Annotated in this window: 16 protein-coding genes and 4 pseudogenes; 11 read left to right on the forward strand and 9 right to left on the reverse strand. The window is 36.8% G+C overall.

The features are described 5' to 3' along the window. Window positions 1-23: 23 nt before the first annotated feature. Window positions 24-3,536 (reverse strand): pyruvate:ferredoxin (flavodoxin) oxidoreductase, encoded by a 3,513-nt coding sequence (gene nifJ, locus OEI98_RS12845; protein ID WP_266038274.1) that lies wholly within the window; start codon window positions 3,534-3,536, stop codon window positions 24-26. Between the two features lie 261 nt (window positions 3,537-3,797). Here nifJ and tdh point away from each other — a divergent pair, with 261 nt between their 5' ends. The 3 genes from tdh (at window position 3,798) to OEI98_RS12860 (ending at window position 7,594) form a co-directional block, all read left to right on the forward strand. Beyond that, window positions 3,798-4,841 (forward strand): L-threonine 3-dehydrogenase, encoded by a 1,044-nt coding sequence (tdh, locus tag OEI98_RS12850; protein WP_266038275.1) that lies wholly within the window; start codon window positions 3,798-3,800, stop codon window positions 4,839-4,841. A gap of 19 nt (window positions 4,842-4,860) precedes the next feature. Further along, window positions 4,861-6,096 (forward strand): aminotransferase class I/II-fold pyridoxal phosphate-dependent enzyme, encoded by a 1,236-nt coding sequence (locus tag OEI98_RS12855; protein WP_266038277.1) that lies wholly within the window; start codon window positions 4,861-4,863, stop codon window positions 6,094-6,096. A 301-nt stretch (window positions 6,097-6,397) separates the two neighbouring features. Next, window positions 6,398-7,594 carry a solute carrier family 23 protein gene (locus tag OEI98_RS12860; RefSeq protein WP_416237338.1) on the forward strand — a complete coding sequence of 399 codons (1,197 nt, stop codon included), beginning with the start codon at window positions 6,398-6,400 and terminating at the stop codon, window positions 7,592-7,594. A 106-nt stretch (window positions 7,595-7,700) separates the two neighbouring features. Here the strand turns inward: OEI98_RS12860 and OEI98_RS12865 are convergent, their stop codons facing one another. The 5 genes and pseudogenes from OEI98_RS12865 to OEI98_RS12885 form a co-directional block, all read right to left on the reverse strand. Beyond that, window positions 7,701-9,569, reverse strand: a complete 1,869-nt coding sequence (locus tag OEI98_RS12865; protein ID WP_039929487.1) for a DUF4914 family protein — start codon at window positions 9,567-9,569, stop codon at window positions 7,701-7,703. A gap of 302 nt (window positions 9,570-9,871) precedes the next feature. Then, window positions 9,872-10,207, reverse strand: a complete 336-nt coding sequence (locus tag OEI98_RS12870; RefSeq protein WP_003870991.1) for a phage holin — start codon at window positions 10,205-10,207, stop codon at window positions 9,872-9,874. Beyond that, window positions 10,208-10,862, reverse strand: a pseudogene (locus OEI98_RS12875) (N-acetylmuramoyl-L-alanine amidase family protein). An 82-nt stretch (window positions 10,863-10,944) separates the two neighbouring features. After that, window positions 10,945-11,181 (reverse strand): hypothetical protein, encoded by a 237-nt coding sequence (locus tag OEI98_RS12880; RefSeq protein WP_003870989.1) that lies wholly within the window; start codon window positions 11,179-11,181, stop codon window positions 10,945-10,947. 4 nt (window positions 11,182-11,185) lie between these two features. After that, window positions 11,186-11,425 carry an alpha/beta hydrolase gene (locus OEI98_RS12885; protein WP_228378978.1) on the reverse strand — a complete coding sequence of 80 codons (240 nt, stop codon included), beginning with the start codon at window positions 11,423-11,425 and terminating at the stop codon, window positions 11,186-11,188. Window positions 11,426-12,034: 609 nt separating this feature from the next. Here OEI98_RS12885 and OEI98_RS12890 point away from each other — a divergent pair. The 7 genes and pseudogenes from OEI98_RS12890 to OEI98_RS12925 all read left to right on the forward strand — a co-directional run bounded on the left by OEI98_RS12890 (window position 12,035) and on the right by OEI98_RS12925 (window position 18,684). Next, window positions 12,035-12,388: a metal-sulfur cluster assembly factor gene (locus OEI98_RS12890; RefSeq protein ID WP_004401004.1), complete on the forward strand. Its 354-nt coding sequence runs from the start codon at window positions 12,035-12,037 to the stop codon at window positions 12,386-12,388. 319 nt (window positions 12,389-12,707) lie between these two features. After that, window positions 12,708-12,920 (forward strand): hypothetical protein, encoded by a 213-nt coding sequence (locus OEI98_RS12895; RefSeq protein ID WP_266038289.1) that lies wholly within the window; start codon window positions 12,708-12,710, stop codon window positions 12,918-12,920. Window positions 12,921-13,157: 237 nt separating this feature from the next. Beyond that, window positions 13,158-15,181 (forward strand): annotated as a pseudogene (locus tag OEI98_RS15395) (sigma-54-dependent Fis family transcriptional regulator). 213 nt (window positions 15,182-15,394) lie between these two features. After that, window positions 15,395-16,383: pseudogene (locus OEI98_RS12910) on the forward strand (thiamine pyrophosphate-dependent dehydrogenase E1 component subunit alpha). 47 nt (window positions 16,384-16,430) lie between these two features. Next, a complete protein-coding gene (locus OEI98_RS12915; RefSeq protein ID WP_004401010.1) occupies window positions 16,431-17,450 on the forward strand; it encodes an alpha-ketoacid dehydrogenase subunit beta in 1,020 nt (339 codons plus the stop codon). Between the two features lie 52 nt (window positions 17,451-17,502). Continuing rightward, a pseudogene (locus OEI98_RS12920) lies at window positions 17,503-17,700 on the forward strand (lipoyl domain-containing protein); the annotation flags it as partial. Between the two features lie 129 nt (window positions 17,701-17,829). Beyond that, on the forward strand, window positions 17,830-18,684 hold the full coding sequence (locus tag OEI98_RS12925; RefSeq protein WP_228378979.1) for a dihydrolipoamide acetyltransferase family protein: 855 nt from the start codon (window positions 17,830-17,832) through the stop codon (window positions 18,682-18,684). Window positions 18,685-18,998: 314 nt separating this feature from the next. Here the strand turns inward: OEI98_RS12925 and OEI98_RS12930 are convergent, their stop codons facing one another. The 3 genes from OEI98_RS12930 to OEI98_RS12940 form a co-directional block, all read right to left on the reverse strand. After that, window positions 18,999-19,406 carry a DUF302 domain-containing protein gene (locus OEI98_RS12930; protein WP_266038292.1) on the reverse strand — a complete coding sequence of 136 codons (408 nt, stop codon included), beginning with the start codon at window positions 19,404-19,406 and terminating at the stop codon, window positions 18,999-19,001. Between the two features lie 125 nt (window positions 19,407-19,531). After that, window positions 19,532-19,747 carry a hypothetical protein gene (locus OEI98_RS12935; protein ID WP_266038295.1) on the reverse strand — a complete coding sequence of 72 codons (216 nt, stop codon included), beginning with the start codon at window positions 19,745-19,747 and terminating at the stop codon, window positions 19,532-19,534. 34 nt (window positions 19,748-19,781) lie between these two features. Further along, window positions 19,782-21,812 carry a PAS domain S-box protein gene (locus OEI98_RS12940; protein WP_266038296.1) on the reverse strand — a complete coding sequence of 677 codons (2,031 nt, stop codon included), beginning with the start codon at window positions 21,810-21,812 and terminating at the stop codon, window positions 19,782-19,784. A 438-nt stretch (window positions 21,813-22,250) separates the two neighbouring features. On the opposite strand from OEI98_RS12940, the gene OEI98_RS12945 reads away from it, so the two are divergent. Then, window positions 22,251-22,478, forward strand: coding sequence for a hypothetical protein (locus OEI98_RS12945; RefSeq protein ID WP_041589253.1), 228 nt, complete (start codon window positions 22,251-22,253; stop codon window positions 22,476-22,478). The last annotated feature ends 372 nt before the right edge of the window (window positions 22,479-22,850 follow it).

The raw sequence follows: 22,850 nt of genomic DNA on the forward strand, positions 1-22,850 counted from the left end.
TTCCGGGCATACGCCCGGAATCGTTATTCTGCCAGCTTTCTATATCTTTCGTATCTCTCTTTTGCAGTATCTTCTGCCTTCTGATAAAGTTTTTCCGCAATGTGAGGAAATACGTTTTTAAGTGAGGAATATCGTATCTCCCCCTCAATAAATTCTCTGAAAGATTTTGTCGGCTCTTTAGAATCAAGTACAAATGGATTTTTGCCTTCTTTTTTAAGCTCTGGATTAAATCTATAAAGGTGCCAGTAACCAGACTCCACTGCTTTTTTCTCCTCCATTATACTTGTCCCCATGCCTGACTTTATGCCATGGTTTATACAAGGAGCGTATGCTATTATAAGTGAAGGCCCTTTGTATTTTTCTGCCTCCACAAAAGCCTTTATCGCCTGGTTCATATTTGCTCCCATTGCAACTTGCGCCACATACACGTATCCATAGCTCATAGCCATCAAACCTAAATCTTTCTTGCTTGTCCTCTTACCTGCTGCCGCAAATTTTGCAACTGCCCCTAATGGCGTAGATTTTGAGGATTGCCCTCCTGTATTAGAATACACCTCTGTGTCAAGCACTAGTACATTTACATCTTCTCCTGATGCTATAACATGGTCAAGCCCTCCAAAGCCAATGTCATACGCCCATCCATCTCCCCCTATTATCCACTGAGATTTTTTTACAAGAAAATCTTTTTTGTCAAGTATCTCTTTTATTATCTCATTCTCTGTATACCCGCCTCTATTTATAATATCCAAAATCTTTTTAGAAGCAATTTTAGATTTATCTCCATCCTCCATCCCATCAATCCACTCTTGGAATGCAGCTTTTAATTCTTCGTCAATAGGCATATTTATAGCTTCTTTCATCAAATCTCTAAGCCTTTCCCTTATCTGCTTATTTGCTAAAAACATGCCGTAACCAAATTCGGCATTGTCTTCAAAAAGTGAGTTAGCCCAAGCAGGCCCTTTTCCCTCTTTATTAGTAGTATAAGGAATAGAGGGTGCACTTGCCCCATAAATAGATGAACAGCCTGTGGCATTTGCTATCATCATCCTATCTCCAAAAAGCTGTGTCAAAAGCTTTATGTAAGGAGTCTCACCACAGCCGGGGCATGCGCCACTGAATTCAAACAGAGGCTTTGCAAATTGACTACCTTTTAAAGTTGTCTTATCCACTAAATTATCTTTGACATCAAGAGTTACAGCATACTCCCAATTTCTCGCTTCTTTTTCTATTTGTTCTTCAGCGGGTTTCATTATAAGAGCTTTTGTAGGTGCTGGACAAACATCTGCACAATTGCCGCATCCTGTACAGTCTAAAGGACTTACCTGTATTCTATACCAAAGCCCTTCTAATCCTCTTCCTATTGCTTTTTTCAGTTTAAAAGTTGGAGGCGCTTTTTTCATTTCTTCCTCCGTTAACAAAAATGGCCGTATTACTGCATGAGGGCAAACATAAGAGCACTGGTTACACTGTATGCAATTGTCTATCTGCCATTCGGGTATCAATACTGCAATTCCTCTCTTTTCATAGGCAGTCGTACCAGTAGGAAATGTGCCATCTTCCATGCCGACAAAAGCACTTACAGGAAGGAGGTCTCCTTCATTTCTTTCCATAGGTCTTTGTATATTTTTAACAAAATCAGGCTCTGGCTTTACAATTTTTTGCCCTTCTTTTGCGTTTTTCCACTCCTCAGGCACTTCTACTTTTACAAGAGCTTCTACGCTTCTGTCAACAGCCTTTAAGTTCATATCCACTATATCCTGACCCTTTTTGCCATAGGCCTTCTGTATAGAATCTTTTAAATACTCAACTGCTTCTTCAAAAGGTATTATATTTATAAGTTTAAAAAACACCGTCTGCATTATCATGTTTATTCTGCCACCCAAACCTACTTCTTGGGCAATTGATATGGCATCTATTGTATAAAAATTGATATTGTTTTTAGCTATATATCTTTTCATTGAAGCAGGTAACTTCTCCTCCAGCTCCTCTTTACTCCAAGGACAATTTAATACAAAAGTCCCACCATGTTTAAGTCCTTTTAAAACATCATAATTGTAAATAAAAGACTTATTGTGACAGGCAATATAATCAGCATGATTTACCAAATAAGAAGATTTAATCGGCTTTTTACCAAACCTCAAATGTGAAATAGTGGTGCCTCCTGATTTTTTGCTGTCATACTGAAAATATGCCTGCACATACAAGTCTGTGTTGTCCCCAATTATTTTAATAGCCGATTTATTCGCCCCAACCGTTCCATCAGAGCCTAATCCCCAAAACTTGCAGCTTACAGTGCCTTCAGGAGTAGTCTCTACAAATTCACCTTCTTCTAATGATGTGTAAGTCACATCGTCTAAAATTCCTATGGTAAAACGGTCTTTGGGGGAGTCCTTTTTTAAATTGTCATAGACTGCAATAATCTGAGAAGGAGTTGTATCTTTTGAGCCCAGACCATATCTACCTCCTACTATGCCGGGCTTTTTATCTTTGTTATAAAATAATTTAGCCACATCAAGGTACAAAGGCTCTCCTATTGAACCCGGCTCTTTTGTCCTGTCTAATACGGCAATCTTTTTAACTGTATCAGGTAAAACTTCAAAAAAGTGTTTTTCAGAAAATGGCCTGTAGAGATGTACTTTAATTAAACCCACTTTTTCTCCTTTTTTTGTTAAATAATCAATCGTCTCTTCTATCGTGTCACAAACAGAACCCATAGCTACAATTATATACTCTGCGTCCTTTGAACCGTAATAGTCAAAAAGGTGATATTCTCTTCCAGTCAGCTCTTTGTACCTCTTCATGTAATCTTCTACTATGTCAGGAACCTTTTCATAAAATTTATTAGCAGCTTCTCTTCCTTGAAAATAAATATCAGGATTTTGTGCAGTACCTCTTACAACAGGATGTTCAGGATTTAACGCTCTGTCCCTAAACTCTTTTGCTGCCCTTAAATCTAAAAGTTTCGCAATTTCCTCATATTCCACCACTTCTATTTTTTGCATCTCGTGAGAAGTCCTAAAGCCATCAAAAAAATGCAAAAATGGTACCCTAGATTTTATAGCAGAAAGATGGGCTATAAATGCCATATCCATGGCTTCCTGTACATTGGCAGAACAAAGAAGTGCAAAACCTGTTTGTCTTACTGCCATTACATCCTGATGGTCGCCAAATATAGAAAGTGCATGGGCAGAAATTGCGCGGGCACTTACATGAAACACCCCTGGCAAAAGCTCTCCTGCAATTTTATACATGTTTGGTATCATTAAAAGAAGCCCCTGTGATGCGGTATATGTGGTTGTCAAAGCGCCTGCAGTTAAAGAACCATGGACAGCACCTGCAGCACCTGCTTCTGACTGCATTTCAACAACCTTCACGGGTTGACCAAATATATTCTTCTTGCCATGGGCAGCCCATTCATCAACATTTTCAGCCATTGGAGAAGAAGGCGTAATAGGGTAAATTGCTGCAACCTCCGTAAAAGCATAAGAGGCATAAGCAGCAGCTGTATTTCCGTCCATTGTAGCCATTTTTCGCATAAAATAATCCTCCTTAACCCTTAACATGGTTTTTCTATCCAGATATATTATTTCATTAAAAAAGAATAATCATACATTTAGGCATTGAAGACAATTTTAAATATTTGTCTTCAGAGTTTTAATGATAGAACAGGTTTCTTTTTGCCTTTATAAAAAAATAGAGTCCATTAAAATTTTTTTGTAATGCAAGAAGGAATTTGTACAAATATATAGAATATATTATGTAGTAAGATGTGTGTACAAGTAAAGGAGATGTCCATTATGGAAGGATATATGACCGCTGTTGTTAAACAACATCCCAAAGGAGGTGCAGATATAATAAAAAAAGAAATACCAAAAATAGGACCTGATGAGGTACTAATAAAAGTCAAAGCCACATCTATTTGCGGCACAGACGTTCACATTTACGTTTGGAATGAATGGGCAAAAAGCCGGATAAAACCGCCTAAGATAATGGGACATGAATTTGTAGGAGAAGTTGTAGAAATAGGAGAAAATGTAACATCTGTAAAAGTTGGAGATTTAGTAAGTGCGGAGACTCACATAGTATGCGGAAAATGCAAAGCTTGCAGAACTGGAAATGCTCACATATGTGAAAATACGCTTATACTTGGTGTTGACACAGACGGTGCTTTTGCAGAATACATTAAAGTCCCTGAAAGCAATGTATGGCTAAACGATAAAGACATACCTTTAGAACTTCTCTCCATACAAGAACCCCTTGGAAACGCCGTTCACACAGTATTTTCTGGAGAGGTAGTAGGAAAAACTGTCGCTGTAGTAGGGTGCGGCCCTATAGGCATGATGGCAATACCACTTCTTAAGACAACAGGTGCTTCAGCTATATTTGCAATAGAACCTGTCGAATACAGAATGGAACTTGCTCATAAATTAGGTGCAACACGAGTTATAAACCCACTTGAAGAAGACGTTGTCAGTATAATAAAAAGTGAAACAGAAGGCTACGGTGCAGATGTAGTATTGGACTTCTCTGGAAGTCCCACTGCAATACGACAAGGACTTAAATATATAGCAAAAGGCGGAAGGATGTCTATTTTGGGTCTTCCTGACAATGAAGTTCCTATAGACATAACAAATGACGTCGTTTTTAAAGGCATAACAATAAACGGCATCACAGGAAGGCGAATGTACGATACCTGGTACAAAGTAAAGGGTTTATTGCGCTCTGGCCTTAAAGAAGCATTAAAACCAATAATTACTCATACCTTCCCTCTTTCTGAATATGAAAAAGGCATGGAACTAATGATAAAAGGCCAATGTGGCAAAGTTGTATTATATCCATAAACAAAAGGAGGTAAAAAAGATGCCACTTACAAGATTAAATGAAATTTTACAAAAAGAACTCGATGAGTTAAAGACTGAAGGTCGTGCTAAAGGAAAAGAACTTATCATAGTCGATGTAAAAAAACCAGAGGGTGAAAAAGGTCCACGTTTCTTTTTAAAAGGCTTTGGAGACAAAGAATTTATAAGGATGAACTCTAACTCTTACCTCGGAATGCAATTTAATGAGGAAGTAATAAAAGTAGAAGAGGAGACTGCAAGAAAGTTTGGCATTGGACCTGGAGCAGTGAGGTTTATAAGCGGAACCTATATAACACATAGAGACCTTGAGAAAAAGCTTGCTCAATTCCACGGCAGAGAAGATGCAATGATTTTTAGCTCCGCCTATATGGCTGTAGTAGGTATCATCTCCTCTTTAGTGACTCCTGAAACAGTAATAATAAGTGATGAACTAAATCACAACTGTATTATAAACGCTATAAGACTTTCAAGACCCAAAGAAAGATATATTTATAAACACCTAGACTATAAAGATTTAGAAAATGGAATAAAGAGTTTTATTGGTAAAGCTAAACGCGCCATTGTAGTCACTGACGGTGTATTCAGTATGAGAGGAGATTACGCAGATTTAAAGAAAATTCAGGAGATTGCAGACAGATATGACAAAGATTTTGAAGAAAACATAATAACTATAGTTGACGATTCTCACGGTGTTGGCGCTTTTGGCCCAACTGGAAGAGGCACAGAAGAAATAACAGGTGGAAAAGCTGACCTTCTCATCGGTACTATGGGAAAGGCATATGGTGTAAATGGAGGTTATGTAGTATCAAACAAGGTTATAACAACTTACTTGCGAGAAAAAACTATAACTTATATTTACTCAAATCCAGTAACACCATCAGAAGCTGCTTGTGTTTTAAAAGTACTTGAAATACTCGATTGCAAAGAAGGTCAAAAAAGACTTTCACACCTCAAAGAATTAGCAAAACTTTTTAGAGAAGGAATTGTAAAATTAGGATATGAAACTGTAGTAAGCGAGCATCCAATAGTACCACTTTTAGTTAGAGATGCAACAAAAACAATAGATTTAGTAAATTACCTCATAGATAACGGTATTCTTGCAACAGCCATAAACTATCCAGTGGTACCAAGAGGTAGTGAAAGTATCCGGTTTCAAATTAACGCTGACCACACAACTTTTGATATAAATTATGTACTGAATGTATTGGAACGTTACAGAAAAGAAAGGTGGAGCTAAAATAGTTAAATTTTATCTTCTCTTTGCTTTTTAAAAGGTCTCTTAAAGGGGCTTTTTGTTGTAGACAAATAATATTTTGTATGCTATAATTGTAGAGAAAAAGTGAAAAAACCCTTTAATTTAGCCCAGCGAGGCTAAAAAGGAGGAAAATAAAATATCTATATTTGCATCCTCCTTTAGAGGGTTTTTTTGTAAACAAAAAACTCAAAGGAGGTTTTTTTATGTCAAACAAAATATACGGAATTGAAGAAACCCCCCTATAAAACAAGCAATTCCACTATCTTTTCAGCACGTATTTGCCATGTTTGGTGCAACAATTTTAGTACCTCTTTTAACAGGTCTTGACCCAGCTGTTACCCTCTTCACATCAGGGCTTGGAACTTTAATATTCCACTTGATGACAAAAGGAAAAGTACCTGCGTATCTGGGCTCTTCTTTCGCCTTTATAGCACCTATAATAGCTGCAACTAAGCAATTTGGTGTAAGAGGTGCTTTTACTGGTATGATAGCAGCAGGCCTTGTATATATAGTGGTATTCATAATCATAAGCTTGACAGGCATCGATTGGTTAGAGAAATTGCTTCCCCCCGTTGTAGTAGGCCCTGTAGTTATGATAATAGGCCTAAGCCTTGCTCCTGTAGCAATAGCTCAAGCGCAAAAAGATTTAGCTACAGCTCTGTTTACAGCGGCATTAATAATCATATTCAGCATGTTTGGCAAAGGATTTATAAAAGTCATACCCATACTTTTAGGAACAATTGGCGGATATATATTCGCGATAACAAGAGGCCTTGTAGACTTCGGACCTGTTGCAAAAGCCTCATGGATTGCAATTCCCAAATTCTCCTTCTTAACAGGACATACTCCGGAACTGGCATGGGGTGCTGTCTCTTTGGTTGCGCCGCTGGCCTTAGTCGCTATAATTGAAGACTTAGGGCACGTCCTCGTAATAGGAAATATCGTTGAAAAAGATTTAATAAAAGACCCTGGATTTCATAGAGTAATGCTAGGTAATGGCCTTGCAACATCAATTGCGGCACTTTTTGGCGGACCACCCAGCACAACTTATGGTGAAAACATTGGAGTCCTTGCAATAACAAGAGTCTATAGCTCAAAAGTTATTCAAGGTGCAGCTATAATAGCAATACTTTTAAGCTTTATACAAAAAATAGGCGCTTTGATAGAAGTAATTCCGCAACCTGTTATGGGCGGAGTAACAATAATACTCTTTGGAATGATTGCAGCAGCAGGTATGAGAACACTTGTTGAAAATAAAGTAGATTTTTCTGACAGCAGAAATCTCATAATAGCTTCTGTAATACTGACTTTGGGTGTAGGCGGTATAAAAATAGCCTTTGGAAACTTCGTCTTTGAAGGCATAGGTCCTGCCACCTTAGCAGGAATACTTCTAAACCTTGTCTTGCCCAAAATCAACTTAGCAAAAGCAAAAAAGACGGAAAAAACTTCAACCTCAAAAGAAGCCGTTCACGAAGCATAAAAAAGAGGGGACTTCCCCCTCTTTTTTATGCTTTTTTGTTTTGCCACAGCTCTTACAAGAAATACAAAAAAGAGCCCATACACTTATGTACAGGCTCTTTTTTTAATTATCTATAATCTCCCAAAAGTCTTATATAGTCCTCTAAACTTCCATCCTCTAAACATGTTTCAATAATCTTCTTACCAAGAGGGTCAAGTTCAGGTACTAAGAATTGCTTTAATTCTCTTTTGAAGAATTCATTTAACATCTCAGCACCTTTGTCATATCCATCATCCCCTACTTCGGGCTGCTTGTTAACTTGCAGCAATTCGCGAGGAATAAAACTTCCGTTTATTTTTAATGTATTTAAAGCATAACCGAGGAGACTGCTTCTCGCTGGTGTAACTTGATCTGGTCTAAATCTTACACTTCCTCTTCTTGCAAGATATTCACGAGCTATCCATTCGGGCATAAATCCTACTTTCCACACTCCTATATATTGATTTGGAACGAGAATGTATCGAGTACCCGGTGTATTTATAATCTGCTGCAATAAAAGATTAGCGTGAATTACTCTTTTACCCGTTGCAAAAGGCCAATAAGAACCTACACCTTCGCTTTCGAGTCCACTTGTTCCTACTATACTTGGATTAGCGTGACCTCTCGGTGCAACTAATCTCCACAGCCAAGCAAGAGCAGGAGGCAACAAGTGTAGCATGCCTATTATACCGTAGGAAGGCTTTTCTTTTGAAGAAGGGGGAGTCCTCACACCAAAACTCCTCACATCCACTTCTACAGCTTCATCAACTACATTTGGCATAAACCTTCTTGGCATAATTACACGAGGATTGGGACAAGGTTTGCCAGGTGCATCCATAATATGTTCCCATATAAGACAAGTGGATTTAGGCACTCCGTCTATGTTTAAAAAGATTAAAGGCTCTTTAGGATAGATACATAACTTTTCAAAATGAGGGTCCGTTCCATATTCATTCATATGATCTACACGTATAAACCAACCTTTTTCTGCATCTTTTATCACTAATTTTTTACCTTGTTGCAAATCCGGATGGCATAATGCCATATCATCAGTTACAGGTTGTAATTCACAAGCTTCTTTAAGGTCTACGTATATTTCGTCACCTGTCACTAAATTGCGCCCTACTTTTATGCGCCCATCAGGCTCCCTGTGAATTTGCTCCAGCATTTCACTCTTTCCGCCACCGCTGGCACCCTCATGCATAATAGTCAATATATTGTCATAAGGAGTAATTATTCTCACTGCAGAAGCATGAGCAGTAATCCACCCTTCTTTTTCTCCCATTGTTAAGAGTACCCCATATATTCCTTTTTTTGCACTTGGCCCAGGATACAAGTTATACGAAAAAAGTTCATGGAGATTTTCTAATCGGTTGTGCACAACTACTTGCTTTCCATTAAAATGAGTATGCCTAAAGGGAGGGGCTAAATATACTATTGCTTTCGGAGTAAAACCTTCCGGTATTTCCTTTTTAGGTATAAATCCTTGAATATCTGCAAGAGCCGTAGCGAAAAAACCAGCATTTTCAGGTGCCAAGAGAAGCGATGGATAACCGTACTCATCTCCACCAGACATAAAAGGCATGACAATTAAATTTTGCTTTTTCAGCCATTCAAAAGTTTTCTGCCTTAATTCGTCAAAATCATATCCATACCTATCCACAAACCTAGGTTTATCTGTCTCCCCATTATCAGCAACTACAAGACAATCTGGCTCTCTCCTTCTCATATAAGGCTCAGGATAATTAACTGCTAACCCATTTTTACACCTTGCCACAGTCGCTTCTAATACTTTCCCTTTTTCTGGAACATCATAAAAAATTTCAAAAAAGTCATTATTTCCTCCAACAGAAATTTCAAGAAGATGTTGTCTACTTTCTGGAATTGTTATTTTAGGACACACTTTTAATATTTCTTCTACTTCTTCTGGTAGTCTCATTTTATTTATAATTTCCATTGTTTCCTTATTAATAATGAGAGAAAAGTCCAACTTATACCACCTCACAATAATAAGTATAAGAATATTATACAAAAAAATTTTTAGCTTTGCAATTTGAATAATAAAATTTGCAAAATAAATTTTAGCATGTTCCTCTATTCCAAACTTTTCATTATAATATCGTTGTTTTGTAGGTACGCCTTTTGTAATCTTTTACATTGATGAAATTTTTAAATTGTCTTCTTGCAATTTTTATTAGTAATAGGTGCTAAAAATAAAAGCACCCATATAGAGTGCTTTTTTGTAATAAAGTTTTTTCATTATTTGTCCAAACCTTGTCTCTCCAAACCTTTTAATTTCAATATATAATTCATTTCAAAAACTGCTGCTTCTATTAGTTTATCGATTTCTTCGTCTGTTAACTTATTGCCAACCACTTTTTTTAATAAGTTAAAAACTTCCGCTTTTTTATCAGGTCCTTTACCTGGCCCTATTTGCTGTTCTATTGCTTGCACAAAAGTTTTTGCTATTTCATAGTATCTCTTCATTTTTTCCATACCAATTTTGGTATTTAAATAATCAATCAAATACCCAAGCGCAACCATTATAACGAGTTGAACACCAGCTGTCAAAATTGTCATGACCAAATCCCTCATTTATCTCCCTCCCAATATTTTCAATATTACAGAAGCAAATTCTCCCCAAGTGACATAACTTTTAGGGTCATAATGTTTATCTATAATTCCTTTCATCTGTAATTTTTCAATATCATCTGTTTGCTTATAATTTACGCTTTTTAAGAATTTAATTGTGCCATTTGCAATCCCTTGTGCAAAAGCATCCGGCTTTTGTAAAAGCAAATCTAAATTTTGTGGATTTGACATAAAAGCTGTTTCAACTAGTATCGCAGGCATTACAGTATGCTTCAGTACATAAAAACTTTCATATTTTACTCCTCTATTTGTTGTTTTTAACATTTCTACTATTTCATTTTGTACATATTGGGCTAAATTTCGTCCTGCTAAACTTCTGGGATACGTAAGTTTCCGTACCATTTGCGGAAGGATCTGTAAAGCTATTACAATGAATAGAAATAAAATAATCTGCTTTGCTCTTATTGGCAATATCACACCTTTGCTGTAAGTCTACTGTTTCATCTTTATCTCTTGTCATTATTACACTGATATTTTCCTTCACTAAAATATCCCTTATTTTTAAAGCTATATTTAGATTTATATCTTTTTCTTTATAATCACCCACAACAGCACCAGGATCCTTTCCTCCATGGCCGGGGTCAACAGCTATTAGCATATTAATCACCACCATCAAAATAATTTTTCCAACTTTTCTTTTATCATATAATATGCAAAAAAAAATAACAAGTTTATAAAAATTATCTTCTATCTCTTTCTAAATCAAAAATGACTTTTTCAATGTACCACTTTTCAGTTCGACCTGGATATTTAACTTTAAGACGCTGTATCTGAAGCTGAAGGGATTTTTCAGCTTGCTCCATTGAAGATAAAAACATAAGTTGCCTGTACTTTTGTTTAAGATGGTAAATTTCAATCCTCGGTTTTACTATAATAGCAATTACAATTAAAAATATTATAATAGCCACATATACCATTTATTTATCTCCTTTCATATACCTTTTCTTTTATCCAATTTAAAATATCTTCAAACACTTCCTCCCGATTAATCTCATTTAAAATTTCATGTCTCTTACTAGGATAAATTTTTATATCTACTAATGTACTACCCACGTTTTTGTAAATTCCATAAAGTCTATTTACTAATCTTCCATATTCCTCCACAGGATCCTCTTCACCTGAAATTATAAAAATAGGCAAATTTTGAGGTATGTTTTGCAGTCTCTCTTTTTTATATAAATTTAAAAGTGCCCATTATTAACATTTTCCCAACAATGAAGATATATTTTTTCTTCATCTTCGCCTTTTATAAAGTACCCCTTATAATCCTCCATTTAAACTCCCTCTTAAGGTTTTTGTTATACTACCTAAATAATTCCTTTCCAAAATTATACCACTTTTAATCTCTTTTACAAATAGCTTTTTTATTTTCTTTTAATAAAAATGACCCCTTTCACAAAAATTTCGTCTATATAAAAAAACGGTAAAATATGATATAATATAAAATAGCTCTTGGCAGAGTAGGTGTCTCGCGTGAAGTGCCGGAGGATGGGACGTTGCCTTCATTCTGGCAATTAGTCATAGCCATCGGAATAGGCCAGCTTATATCTTCTGTAATACTTGTACCTTATTTTATCCAATTGCTTTTCCATTTGTCCATGAAAGTTACATTACCTCCTCGAATTATTACTCAAATTATTTAAGTTCCTCTATATGTCTTTTTTACGCAAATAATTTTGGAAAAACTACGTATAGTTTTTAACTTTAAAACCGAAGAAAAAGGAAAAAAGTAATACAATATAATTGGATATAAAGGAGGCACAATATATTATGGAAAGTGAAGAATTTCTTGACTTTGCACCAATTAAATTTGTTGGCATTGATGACAAAGAAGAGCAAAATCGTATAATAGATGTTCTCATGTCTGTTGTTGATCCAGAAATCGGTATAGATATTATAAACCTTGGGCTTGTTTATGAAATTCACAAAGAAGATAATAAATTATACATTATAATGACACTAACAGCATTAGGTTGCCCACTTGCTGATGTGTTGTCAAATGAGGTAAAAAACGAAGTACTTTCAATTGGAGATTATAGTGAGGTAGAAGTAAAAATTGTATATTCACCTCCATGGGATCATGATCGTCTATCTTCATTTGCAAGAATGGAACTCGGATTATAAAAAGGCGGTTTAAAACCGTCTTTTTATATAGCTCAAAAAAACAATAATTAAAAATTTAAAAAAGAATTGAATACTATCAATTCGAGTTATAAGTATTTTATATGGTATTGACCTATCTGAAACGAAGGATTATCTCGATGTAGAAAAATTATCAAAATTGATTAAGGATACATAGACAAAGGAAGAAAATTTTTCACAAGCCGATATAATTAGAAAGTTAGAATAAATCGCACTATTTATATTTAAAGATGAAAGATTAAAAGATCTGAGAATACCTGGTGATATACTTATAGGGATAAATTTTGAAGATGATGCAGAAGTGGAGAAAAAAATTGATAAATTAATATCATCTATGATTGATGACCAAATTTTAATAGAAAATTATCTTTTGGAAATTTCTTATGCGTTACAAAATTACGAATTTACTGAGAGGGAAATAAAAAATCTATTTCATTTGATAGGATTAGCTATATCAGATGAATACAAATCTCTCTTAAGAGTTATTGTAGTAAAGTGCTTTGCAGCTATATGAAAAATTTTCAAGTAAAAATTTAATAAAGAACGAAGAAGGAGATTGCGTAGTGGTTGTCGAAATATAACATAGAGTTTCTTCCTTTGTGGGTTTTGGGTTTCGGTAATTCCTACCTTCGACACTAAAGGGAGGGAAGCCTTCTTTTTCTCAAATCTTTTTGTATCAAGTATTATAAGGTTTGATAACCCCCTAAATTAGGGGTTCATCTGATATAACTTGGTACGGGGGGAGAGGTGAATGAAAGAAAATTTTTATGGAGTTTATGAAGAAGTGTGGCATCAATGGAACGACTTTCAAAACACCATGACTATCTCAAAACAAATCGTTAGGTCGGAAATACTTAAATCTTGGGAAAGGAGCAAAATTGCAGGCGTCGATCCGTACCAGGAACAAGGACAAGAAATTATCGAGGGTGCCGCTTTAAAAGAAGTCAGAGAAAAACAAGAAGAACTAATTCAAGCTGCTAGGCCGATTATGGAAAAGCTTTTATCGCTGTCTGGTGACTATGGTTTCCTTGCAGTTTTAGTAGGAGAGGACGGTTATATATTAGAGACATTAGGGAACCACCAGGAAACTATAGACCTAGCTCGAAGAACCAATTTCATTCCCGGCGCATGCTGGCGAGAAGATAAAGTTGGCACTAACGGTATAGGAACTGCAATGGTTATAGGGCAAGCCCTTGATGTAACTGGGGCTGAACACTTCTCTCGTGGACTTCACTCTTGGACATGTACTGGTTCTCCAATTTTTAGTCCGGAAGGAAAACCTATTGGAGTTATTGATCTTTCGGGACCTTGGTACCGAGAAAATAAACTGGCATTAGCTACTATAGTATCTTCTGCAATTGCGATTGAAAACAATTTGAAGCAGAGTAAAGCCTTTAAAGAAACTTTACCTTACAGACAACTCTCAGAATACTTCTTAGAAAACAACAGTGATCCCTTATTAGTGATGGATAATACAGGAAGATTAATCAAGGTTAATTATGCATCTGAGAAATTTTTGGGATGGAAAAAAGAAGATTTAATAGGACGAAGAGCTGATGAAATATTTGACAATTCGCAGGAAATCCTATTCCTCATAAAAGCGCGGCAGAGTATAAAAAACAAGGAAATATTAGTGCAAAGTAGAAAAGGTATCTTGCGGTGTAGCGCAGATGTTTCACCTATAAGTGGTTATTACAATGAAAATGTAGCGGCTCTAATAGCTCTAAAAATGCATGAAGGTAGTCAATTTTATATAAGCTCTCCTCCAGCCTTAAAAGGATTCGAAGTAATATTGGGAAATCATCCCTGTTTGCGTGAAAGTATACGATTAGCCCAAATTGCAGCAAATAGCGATGCACCAGTCCTTATTTTAGGAGAGACAGGGACAGGGAAAGACCTTTTTGCAAGAGCCATTCATGAGGCTAGCGGTAGGAAAGGACCTTTTGTGGCGATAAATGGTGGTGCTTTGCCGCGAGAATTAATTGGAAGTGAGCTTTTCGGCTATGTAGGCGGAGCTTTTACCGGTGCACGACCAGATGGCAAGCCAGGTAAATTTGAACAAGCACAAGGAGGTACTTTATTTTTAGACGAGATAGGCGATATGCCTATGGATATACAGGTTTACCTTTTACGAGTGTTAGAAGAAAAAAGGTAGTTCGAATAGGCGGACATAAGGAGATACCGTTAGATGTTCGAATTATTGCTGCGACCAATTCGGATTTAACGAAGTTAGTAAGAGAGAAAAAATTTCGAGAGGATTTGTATTATCGCCTGAGAGTTCTCACTATTCATTTATGCCCGTTACGAGAACGCAAAAGTGATATACCTCTTCTTTTTCAACATTTTGTCAATAAATTTTCGCAAAAATTAGGCAAAAATATTACCAATATTGATCCATCAATTTGGCCTTTATTAAGTAATTACGACTGGCCAGGAAACATTAGGGAATTGAGAAATGTGGCAGAATGGGCAGTGAATATAGCAGAGGGTAGTACAATTTCTGTTAATCATTTGCCACCTTACTTGTCTGGCTCTCAAACTATCCGAGAGAACAGCAGTACTTTTTCTTCTACCTCTCTTATTGAACTGGAAAAGCAGGAGATTAGTCGACTTCTCGAACATTATGGAGGTAATATAACCAAAGTTGCTGAAGCCTTAGGCATAGCACGGAACACTTTGTATAGGAAGCTTTATAAATATGGGCTAAAGACTCGTTATGGTGTTCCAAAATCTAACGTTACAAAAAGAGACATAAGTTACAAAGAAGCAGACTAAGATTTCATAATTTCTTGTAAAAATCAAGAGATGAGTAAACCAGCACTCAATAATGGGTGCTGGCATATTTTTTGCAAGAATATATTTAATGCAAAATCTAAAAGGGGGATGTAACAAAAGAAATTAAAATATATTCACCTTCTTTGATATTATAAAGCAGGGTAGTATATTGTAAAAAATTGAAAAATTGTAAATAGATAGGAGTGAAAAGGTATGAACATTCCCAAAGAAACTCTTATGCGTATGTACCTTGAGATGGTTACAATTCGATTATATGAGGAAACCATGGCTGAAGCCTATCAGGAAGGGAAATACCCAGTATTCAACATTGCATCAGGCCCAGTCCCTGGTGAGATGCATTTAGCTGCAGGACAGGAGCCTGTAGCTGTAGGGATATGCATGCACCTTAATAAGGAGGATGCTGTAGTCGGTACTCACCGGCCTCACCACTTTGCTATTGCAAAAGGAGTAGATCTCAAACGCATGACAGCAGAAATATTTGGCAAAGTTACCGGTTTAGGCCGCGGCAAAGGTGGTCACATGCACCTCTTTGACCCTGATGTACACTTCAGCTGCAGCGGTATCGTCGGTGCTAGCATTCCCCAAGCAGTAGGGGCAGCTCTAGCTTTCAAAATGCGCAAGGAAAAACGTGTAGCTGTGGCCTTTTTTGGTGACGGTGCTGCAAATCAGGGTGCTTTTCATGAGGGGCTTAACTTAGCTGCAATTTGGAAGCTACCTGTGGTGTTTGTATGTGAGGACAATAGTTGGGCAATTTCTGTACCAAAACAAAAGTCCACAGCTATTAGTCGAAATGCTGACCGTGCAGTTGCATATGGTATACCCGGAATATACGTGGGAGAAAACGATGTCTTAGCTGTCTACGATGCTGCTGGCGAGGCAGTAGAGCGAGCGCGCCAGGGGAGGGTCCAACTCTTATTGAAGTTAAAACAGATCGTTTCTTTGGGCATTTCCAGGGTGATCCAGAAGTCTATAGACCCAAAGACGAAGTTCCACGTCTAAAGCAAAATGATCCAATTAAGCGGTTCAGGAAATACCTTATTGAAAATGGCATAGCCAAAGAAGCTGAAATTAAACAATTAGACGATGAAGCACGGAAGCGTGTTGAGGATGCTTTCTTGTTTGCTCGGGAGTCACCCTACCCAGCACCGGAAGAAGCTCTACTTCACGTGTTTGTAGAATAGTGAGTTACGCGTTTAGTGGTGAATAGTATGTAAAGGAGGAGAAAATTATGTCTGCGAAAACCACGCGAAAGCTTACTATGGCAAAAGCAATTGCTGAGGCCATTAGTTTGGAGATGGAAAGGGATCCGAGAGTTTTTGTCATGGGTGAGGACGTAGGTGTATATGGAGGTATATTCAGTGCCACAGCTGGGCTATATGAAAAATTTGGGCCAGAAAGAGCTATCGATACACCCATTTCCGAAACAGGTTTTATAGGTGCTGCTTTAGCAGCTGCTATGGAAGGTATGCGTCCTATAGTAGAATTAATGTTTGTAGACTTCTTTGGCGTGTGTATGGATCAAATTTATAATCACATTGCCAAAAACACTTACTTTTCAGGGGGAAATATTCGGATACCTTTGGTGCTCATGACTGCGGTTGGTGGTGGTTACAACGATGCAGGACAGCATTCACAGTGTCTTTGGGGGACTTTCGCTCATCTGCCTGGTCTCAAAGTAGTTGTACCTTCTACTCCCTATGACGCCAAAGGTCTGATGATTTCAGCCATACGGGATGACAATCCTGTTCTATACATGTTCCACAAGGGGTTACTTGGTCTGGGTTGGATGACCCTTATTAAGGACAGCACTGGCCCTGTCCCCGAGGAGCCTTATACGATCCCGTTTGGTAAAGCAGAGGTAAAACGGGAAGGAAAAGATGTTTCGATAATCAGCGTGGCTATGGGCGTCTATCAAGCATTAGAGGCGGCTAAAGAACTGGAAAAAGAAGGTATAAGCGTTGAGGTTCTGGACCTCAGGACATTGGTGCCATTAGACCGCGAAGCCATAATAAATACTGTAAAAAAGACTCGTAGAGTATTGGTAGTGGATGAAGACTACTTGAGCTATGGTATGAGCGGAGAAGTTGCTGCAACTGTAGTTGAGCATGCTTTTGACTACTTAGAAGCGCCTGTCAAACGGTTAGCAGTTCCAGACGTGCCTATCCCATATTCTCGTCCTTTGGAACAGTTTGTATTACCTTTAAGTTCTAAAATTGTGAATGCAGTTAAGGAATTGCTCAGGTCATAATAATGAAATTTCAAAGCAGGAGGACTGATATCTTATGCCATACGAATTTCGCATGCCTAACGTAGCATCAAATGGAATAGAAGGGTTTGTGGTGAATTGGTTCAAGGATGAAGGACAGCCAGTACAAGCAGACGAATTGCTGCTGGAAGTACAATTTGAAAAAGTAGTTGTTGAAATCCAGGCTCCAGTAAGCGGCATACTTACAAAAATCCTATGCCCCCAAGGCCATGTAGTTAAGGTTGGGCAGCCGCTCTGCTTGATCGAAGAAGAGGCCACGGAGGTGGCTGGAGGTAGTGAATCTGCGACACCTCCAGTCTATGCGCCAGAGGAAACGACCCACATCCACGGCGAGACGGAGCAGAGATCCCAGAGTACTCCAGTGGATACCCAGGATCCCGGTAACAGGACAGGAGATGTAAGAGCTACCCCTGCAGCCCGTAAGCTTGCCCGTGAATTGGGAATTTCTCTGGAGGCAATACCGGGAACCGGCCCGGGCGGTCGTATTACTGAGGAGGATGTTAAGAAATTTGCTCAACGTTCTGAAAAGACAGATTTAAAAGTAAAAAGGGTACCTCTCACTCCTACTCAACGTTTAGTTGGTGCGAGGATGTTACAAAGCCTGCGAGAAACTGCACAGTTTACATTAGGGCGGGAGATAGATGTAAGCGCGTTAATCAAAGTCCGCATGGAGCTTAGACAAAAAGGTTCACCTGCCAACATGACGGATCTTATACATAAAGCAGTGGTTCAGGCGATTTTAGAAAATCCTGAAATACAGGCTATTATTGATGGAAACGATATGATACTGCCTGCAGAAGTTCACTTGGGATTTGCTGTTGCCCGTGGCGATGAACTTTTAGTGCCTGTAATCAAAAATGCTCATAGGCTCAGTCTTAATGAAATGGCTGTTGAGAGACGCCGGCTTACTGATGCAGTTCTGCAAGGTATTATAAAGCCAGAAGAGCTACAAGGAGGTACCTTTACGATTACAAATCTGGGTACTTATGGTATTGATTTCTTTACCCCTGTGCTATATCCAAAGCAATCTGCAATTCTCGGTATTGGAAGAATAGTGGAACGACCAGTTCTTGAGAATGGAAACGTCCGCTCCGCACAATTTATGACTCTTAGTCTTACTGTAGATCACCAGGTAATAAACGGCGCACCTGCTGCGAGATTCTTAACTCGGCTGGCGGAACTTCTTTCTCAACCGGAAGCGCTCTTGGAGTCGTAATAGCAAAAATGCGCTGCCCTTTTAGAATACACGAAAAAAAGACAAGAGGAGTGGTTTCAATAAGGTGCATTAGGTGGTACCTGGATTTATGTCAATATAGTAGACACAAAAACTCGAAATTTTTATACTAAGTTTTTAATTATATCTTCATATTTCTGGTCAATGTTGCTGCCATCAGGGCAATTTATAAATTCATTTATTTAAATTAAAGAGAATTTATAAATATTGTCTCTGTGCAAGAGCCCCAGCTTTTTGTAAAAATAAAAAGCTGGGGCTCTTATACGATAATTTAGGGAGTCATTTGACCTTTTTCATTAAACAACCTTATTGATTATTTTTATTAAACGTTCCTCAATTTCTTTAGCAATGTCTTTAATTTCTACATTATCGCTGTCCATATGTGAGAATAATTGAGCTAATTTTAAAACACCTACTTTTGTTTCTTTTGTATCTTCTATAATTACAATTTTACATGGTAGAAAGTAGCTTGCCATTGGGTCAATTGCGATAATTTTTGCAGCGGCATTAGGATTACAAACTTCTAAAATTGTTACACTGTGATTATAAGGCAGCCCTTTTTCAGCGAGTTTTTTGTGCAATTCAAATTCCCATAACACACCAAAGTTTTCCTCTTTAAGTTCTTTTTTTAAGTCCTCAATCAACTCTTTTGTTTTTTTATAGGTAGTTAACGTGAAGTCAAACATAGTTTTTTCTCCTCTCATTTATCTTTTTTTCTTTGATGAAAAATTTGTGTGTACTCTTAGTATAAGATTATTTTAAATTAAAAATTTGAAGAAAATGTGAAGGAAAATTTACTAAGAGATTATTTTATAGACATTAGAACTCCTTAGATACTTGCGGATAAAAAGGCGTGAAATAAATCCCATCTAACAGGCGGTCGGCTTTGGATATTTGTGGGTATTATAGGGTTATTGGATTCAATTTTTAGCGGCATGTGGAAATTCATTTTTTTTGATTGTTCCACAATTACTAAATCAAACAATTCTTTTCTACTTTTTACTTTCAATATTAGAATGCTCTTTCTGTCTTTTCTTTCTCCCATAGCTCTTTTATTGAGGCTACTTATAGCCTCTTCCTTATCCTCCTTCTATGTCAAATTTACAGCTTTTTACGCAATTTCTTCCTGCGCCTTTTGCTTCATACAACATGTTGTCTACTCGAATAAGAACTGTGTCAATGGTATCAGTGTCCCTATATTCAGTTACTCCAAAGCTTGCTGTTACATCCCCTATTCCTTGCAGTTCCATCCTACTTATCTGTTTTCTAAGCTCTTCAGCCAGATCAACTGCATTATTCAAAGAAGTTTCAGGCAGGAGGATTATAAATTCTTCTCCTCCCCAGCGCGCAAAACAATCTGTCTTGCGTATCCTTTCTTTTACTGTATCGGCAACACTTTTAAGAACCATATCTCCTGCAGCATGCCCAAAACGGTCATTTACCTTTTTGAAATGATCTAAGTCAAACATAATAAGGGAAAATGGCCTTCTATTTCGTTTTACTCGCTCTGTTTCCTGCTCCAGCATCTGCATGAAAAAACGCCTGTTATAAATATTTGTAAGGGGATCGGTAATAGATTGGTGATAAAGTAATTCCTCCAATCTTTTGCGCTCGCTTATGTCGCGAATTATGCCTATTGCATGCCATGCATCTTTAATTTTTACAGCAGAAAGTGAAAGTTCTACATCAATTTCATAGCCGTTTTTATGCCTTGTCTTCATCTCAACAGTCTTGCCTACAACACTTCCTTTTCCGGTTGAACGGAATCTTTTAAATGCTTCTCTATATGCTTCGTACAGCCGCATATCTTGTATCATAAACATGTGCAAATCTTTACCTATTATTTCTTCTTCTGAATAACCAAGTATGCGTTCTGCTGCAGGATTCCAGAAGGTTACTTTCCCTTTGTCATCAAGCATAATAATAGCATCTCCTGCAGACTCCATTATAGTGCTTAAAATCTCATTCCTTTCCTTCAGTTCTTTTTCCATTGTTCTGCGCTCCGTTATATCAATTACAAGTGCTGCATATACTTTTTCTTTCCCAAATTCTATAAGTTCCAAGTGAACTTCTACTGGATAAAGAGAACCATCTTTCCTGCGGTGTACTGTGTTAAAGATAATTTGCTTCTGTTCTCCTTTAGAAAGAGGGGCAAGAAGTTCTTTAAAGCTTTGCAATGTAAACTCCGGTTTTAAGTCAACAGGAGTCATTTCTTTAAACTCTTCTTCAGTATATCCTAAATTTTTCTTCGCACCCCCGTTTACTGCAATGAATTTTAGTGTCTGTGGATGGAATATGTAAATTTCATTGAGTGAGTCTTCAAAAAGATTTTTATAAAATTCAAGCTCTCTCTTTGCTTTCCATTGTTCAGTAATGTCAAAGATAATCAGATGCATCAGTGTTTTTCCTTGATAATCTACAGGGGATGAATATACTTCTACTAATCTCTCTTCTCCGTTAGCTAACCGTTGGAAGCAAATGCAGGGATTACAACCCTTCTTTAAAGCTTCCGAACACTTTTGACCACCATCTATGGTAGAAACGCCAACAACAGCTTCTATGTCCATCTGCAGCATAGTTTCTTTGGAATAACCGTAGAAATGACAGGCAGCTTTGTTAGCATCAATAATGCGTCCTGATTCTGGTTCGATAAGTAGCATCACTACATCATGGCTTTCAAACATACTGTGGAACAACTCTTCTCTCTTTTTTATCTGTATTTTAGCCTCATAAAGCTTAAAAGCCATTTCTATTTGAGATATGAGTACATACTCATCTACACCCTTAAGAACATACCCATAAGCTGAAACTGACTTTATTTTTTCCATTATTTCTTTACTGGCATTAGCAGTTAGAAATAAAATTGGTATATCTTTATGGTGTTGAATTATTCTTGCTGTATCTATTCCGTCGATTGTTCCTCTAAGTTCTATGTCCATAAGAATTAAATCTGGACTTTGAACACTATTTACTACTTTTTTAACAGTCTCTTCTCCTGATGTGATTATCTCTGTTTTGTATCCGTATTTATTTAGAATGTCTGCTGCTATTTGTGCATTAAGTTTGCTGTCCTCTACAATAAGGATTTTCTTTGGAAAAGCAGCGTTCATCAGTTAGTACCCCCAATTAATGCGAAGTAGATGGAGATTATAAAACCCTTTATGTATTTTCGAAAAATTACTCAAGAGTTTTATTTTCCGAAATATTATTATACTTTTTTCCCTCAAAAAACACAATAAAAATTTTCCGTTCAAGTGCAAATTTTGCGTAAAATTTTCCTCATTTATAATTGTGTATTCCCATTAAAAAAATTTGTAAAGTTGCTATTGATGTGAAATGCATTAAAGTTGTAAAGTTTAAAATCAAAATAGTAGATAAATCTTTCAATAAATAAAGCATTTGAACGAATTTTAGAGTAAAAACTTTTGACAATATCCTACTTGGAGAAGGAAAGCACAATATGACGAAGGGAAAAGTATTGAAAGACAAAACACCTGTATTGAGTATAGTTAGATATTTATTTCCCGTATTTTATAAAGGCAGCATGTTTGAGCGCACAGGAAGATAATACAGTAAAAATCAAAGTATATAAAAACAACAATTGGATGTGGCATAATATAGAATTTAAAACGAAAAGTCTTGAGCATAGAGATATGAAAGGCTTTAAAGAAATAAATCCTAGTTTAGTAAATAGTGATAAATATTACCAAATCTTTCTACAAAAATTATTCATTTTTTGGGAAAGGATTAAATATACAATTAGTGAAAGAGGATAAATAATTTTTCTGAATTTTTTTTTTTTTTTTTTTTTTTAAATTTTTAAGAAGGAATTATGCTTTTTTTGTCGAATATAGTACTTTAACAGATAATAATGTAAAAAACAAAACAGTTAACTATTTATATTGTATATCTTTGCTTTTGTAAGTAAGTTATAACTTGAAAACAACTAAAAAAATTTATATTGTCTTTTTCTCAAAAAAAACGAAAATAATCATCCAAATTACATTAGATGATAAATCCCGGCCCGATGACCAAGAACTGCATATAAGGCTGACTTAAAGCAGACGAGTTTGTCAAACAAAACAAAGTCCAATATTGCCTGTACCCCATGCAATTTGTTTTTTAAATATTTATCAAGATAATAAGGG

It is taken from the genome of Thermoanaerobacter sp. RKWS2, assembly GCF_026240795.1.
GTDB lineage: Bacteria > Bacillota > Thermoanaerobacteria > Thermoanaerobacterales > Thermoanaerobacteraceae > Thermoanaerobacter > Thermoanaerobacter ethanolicus.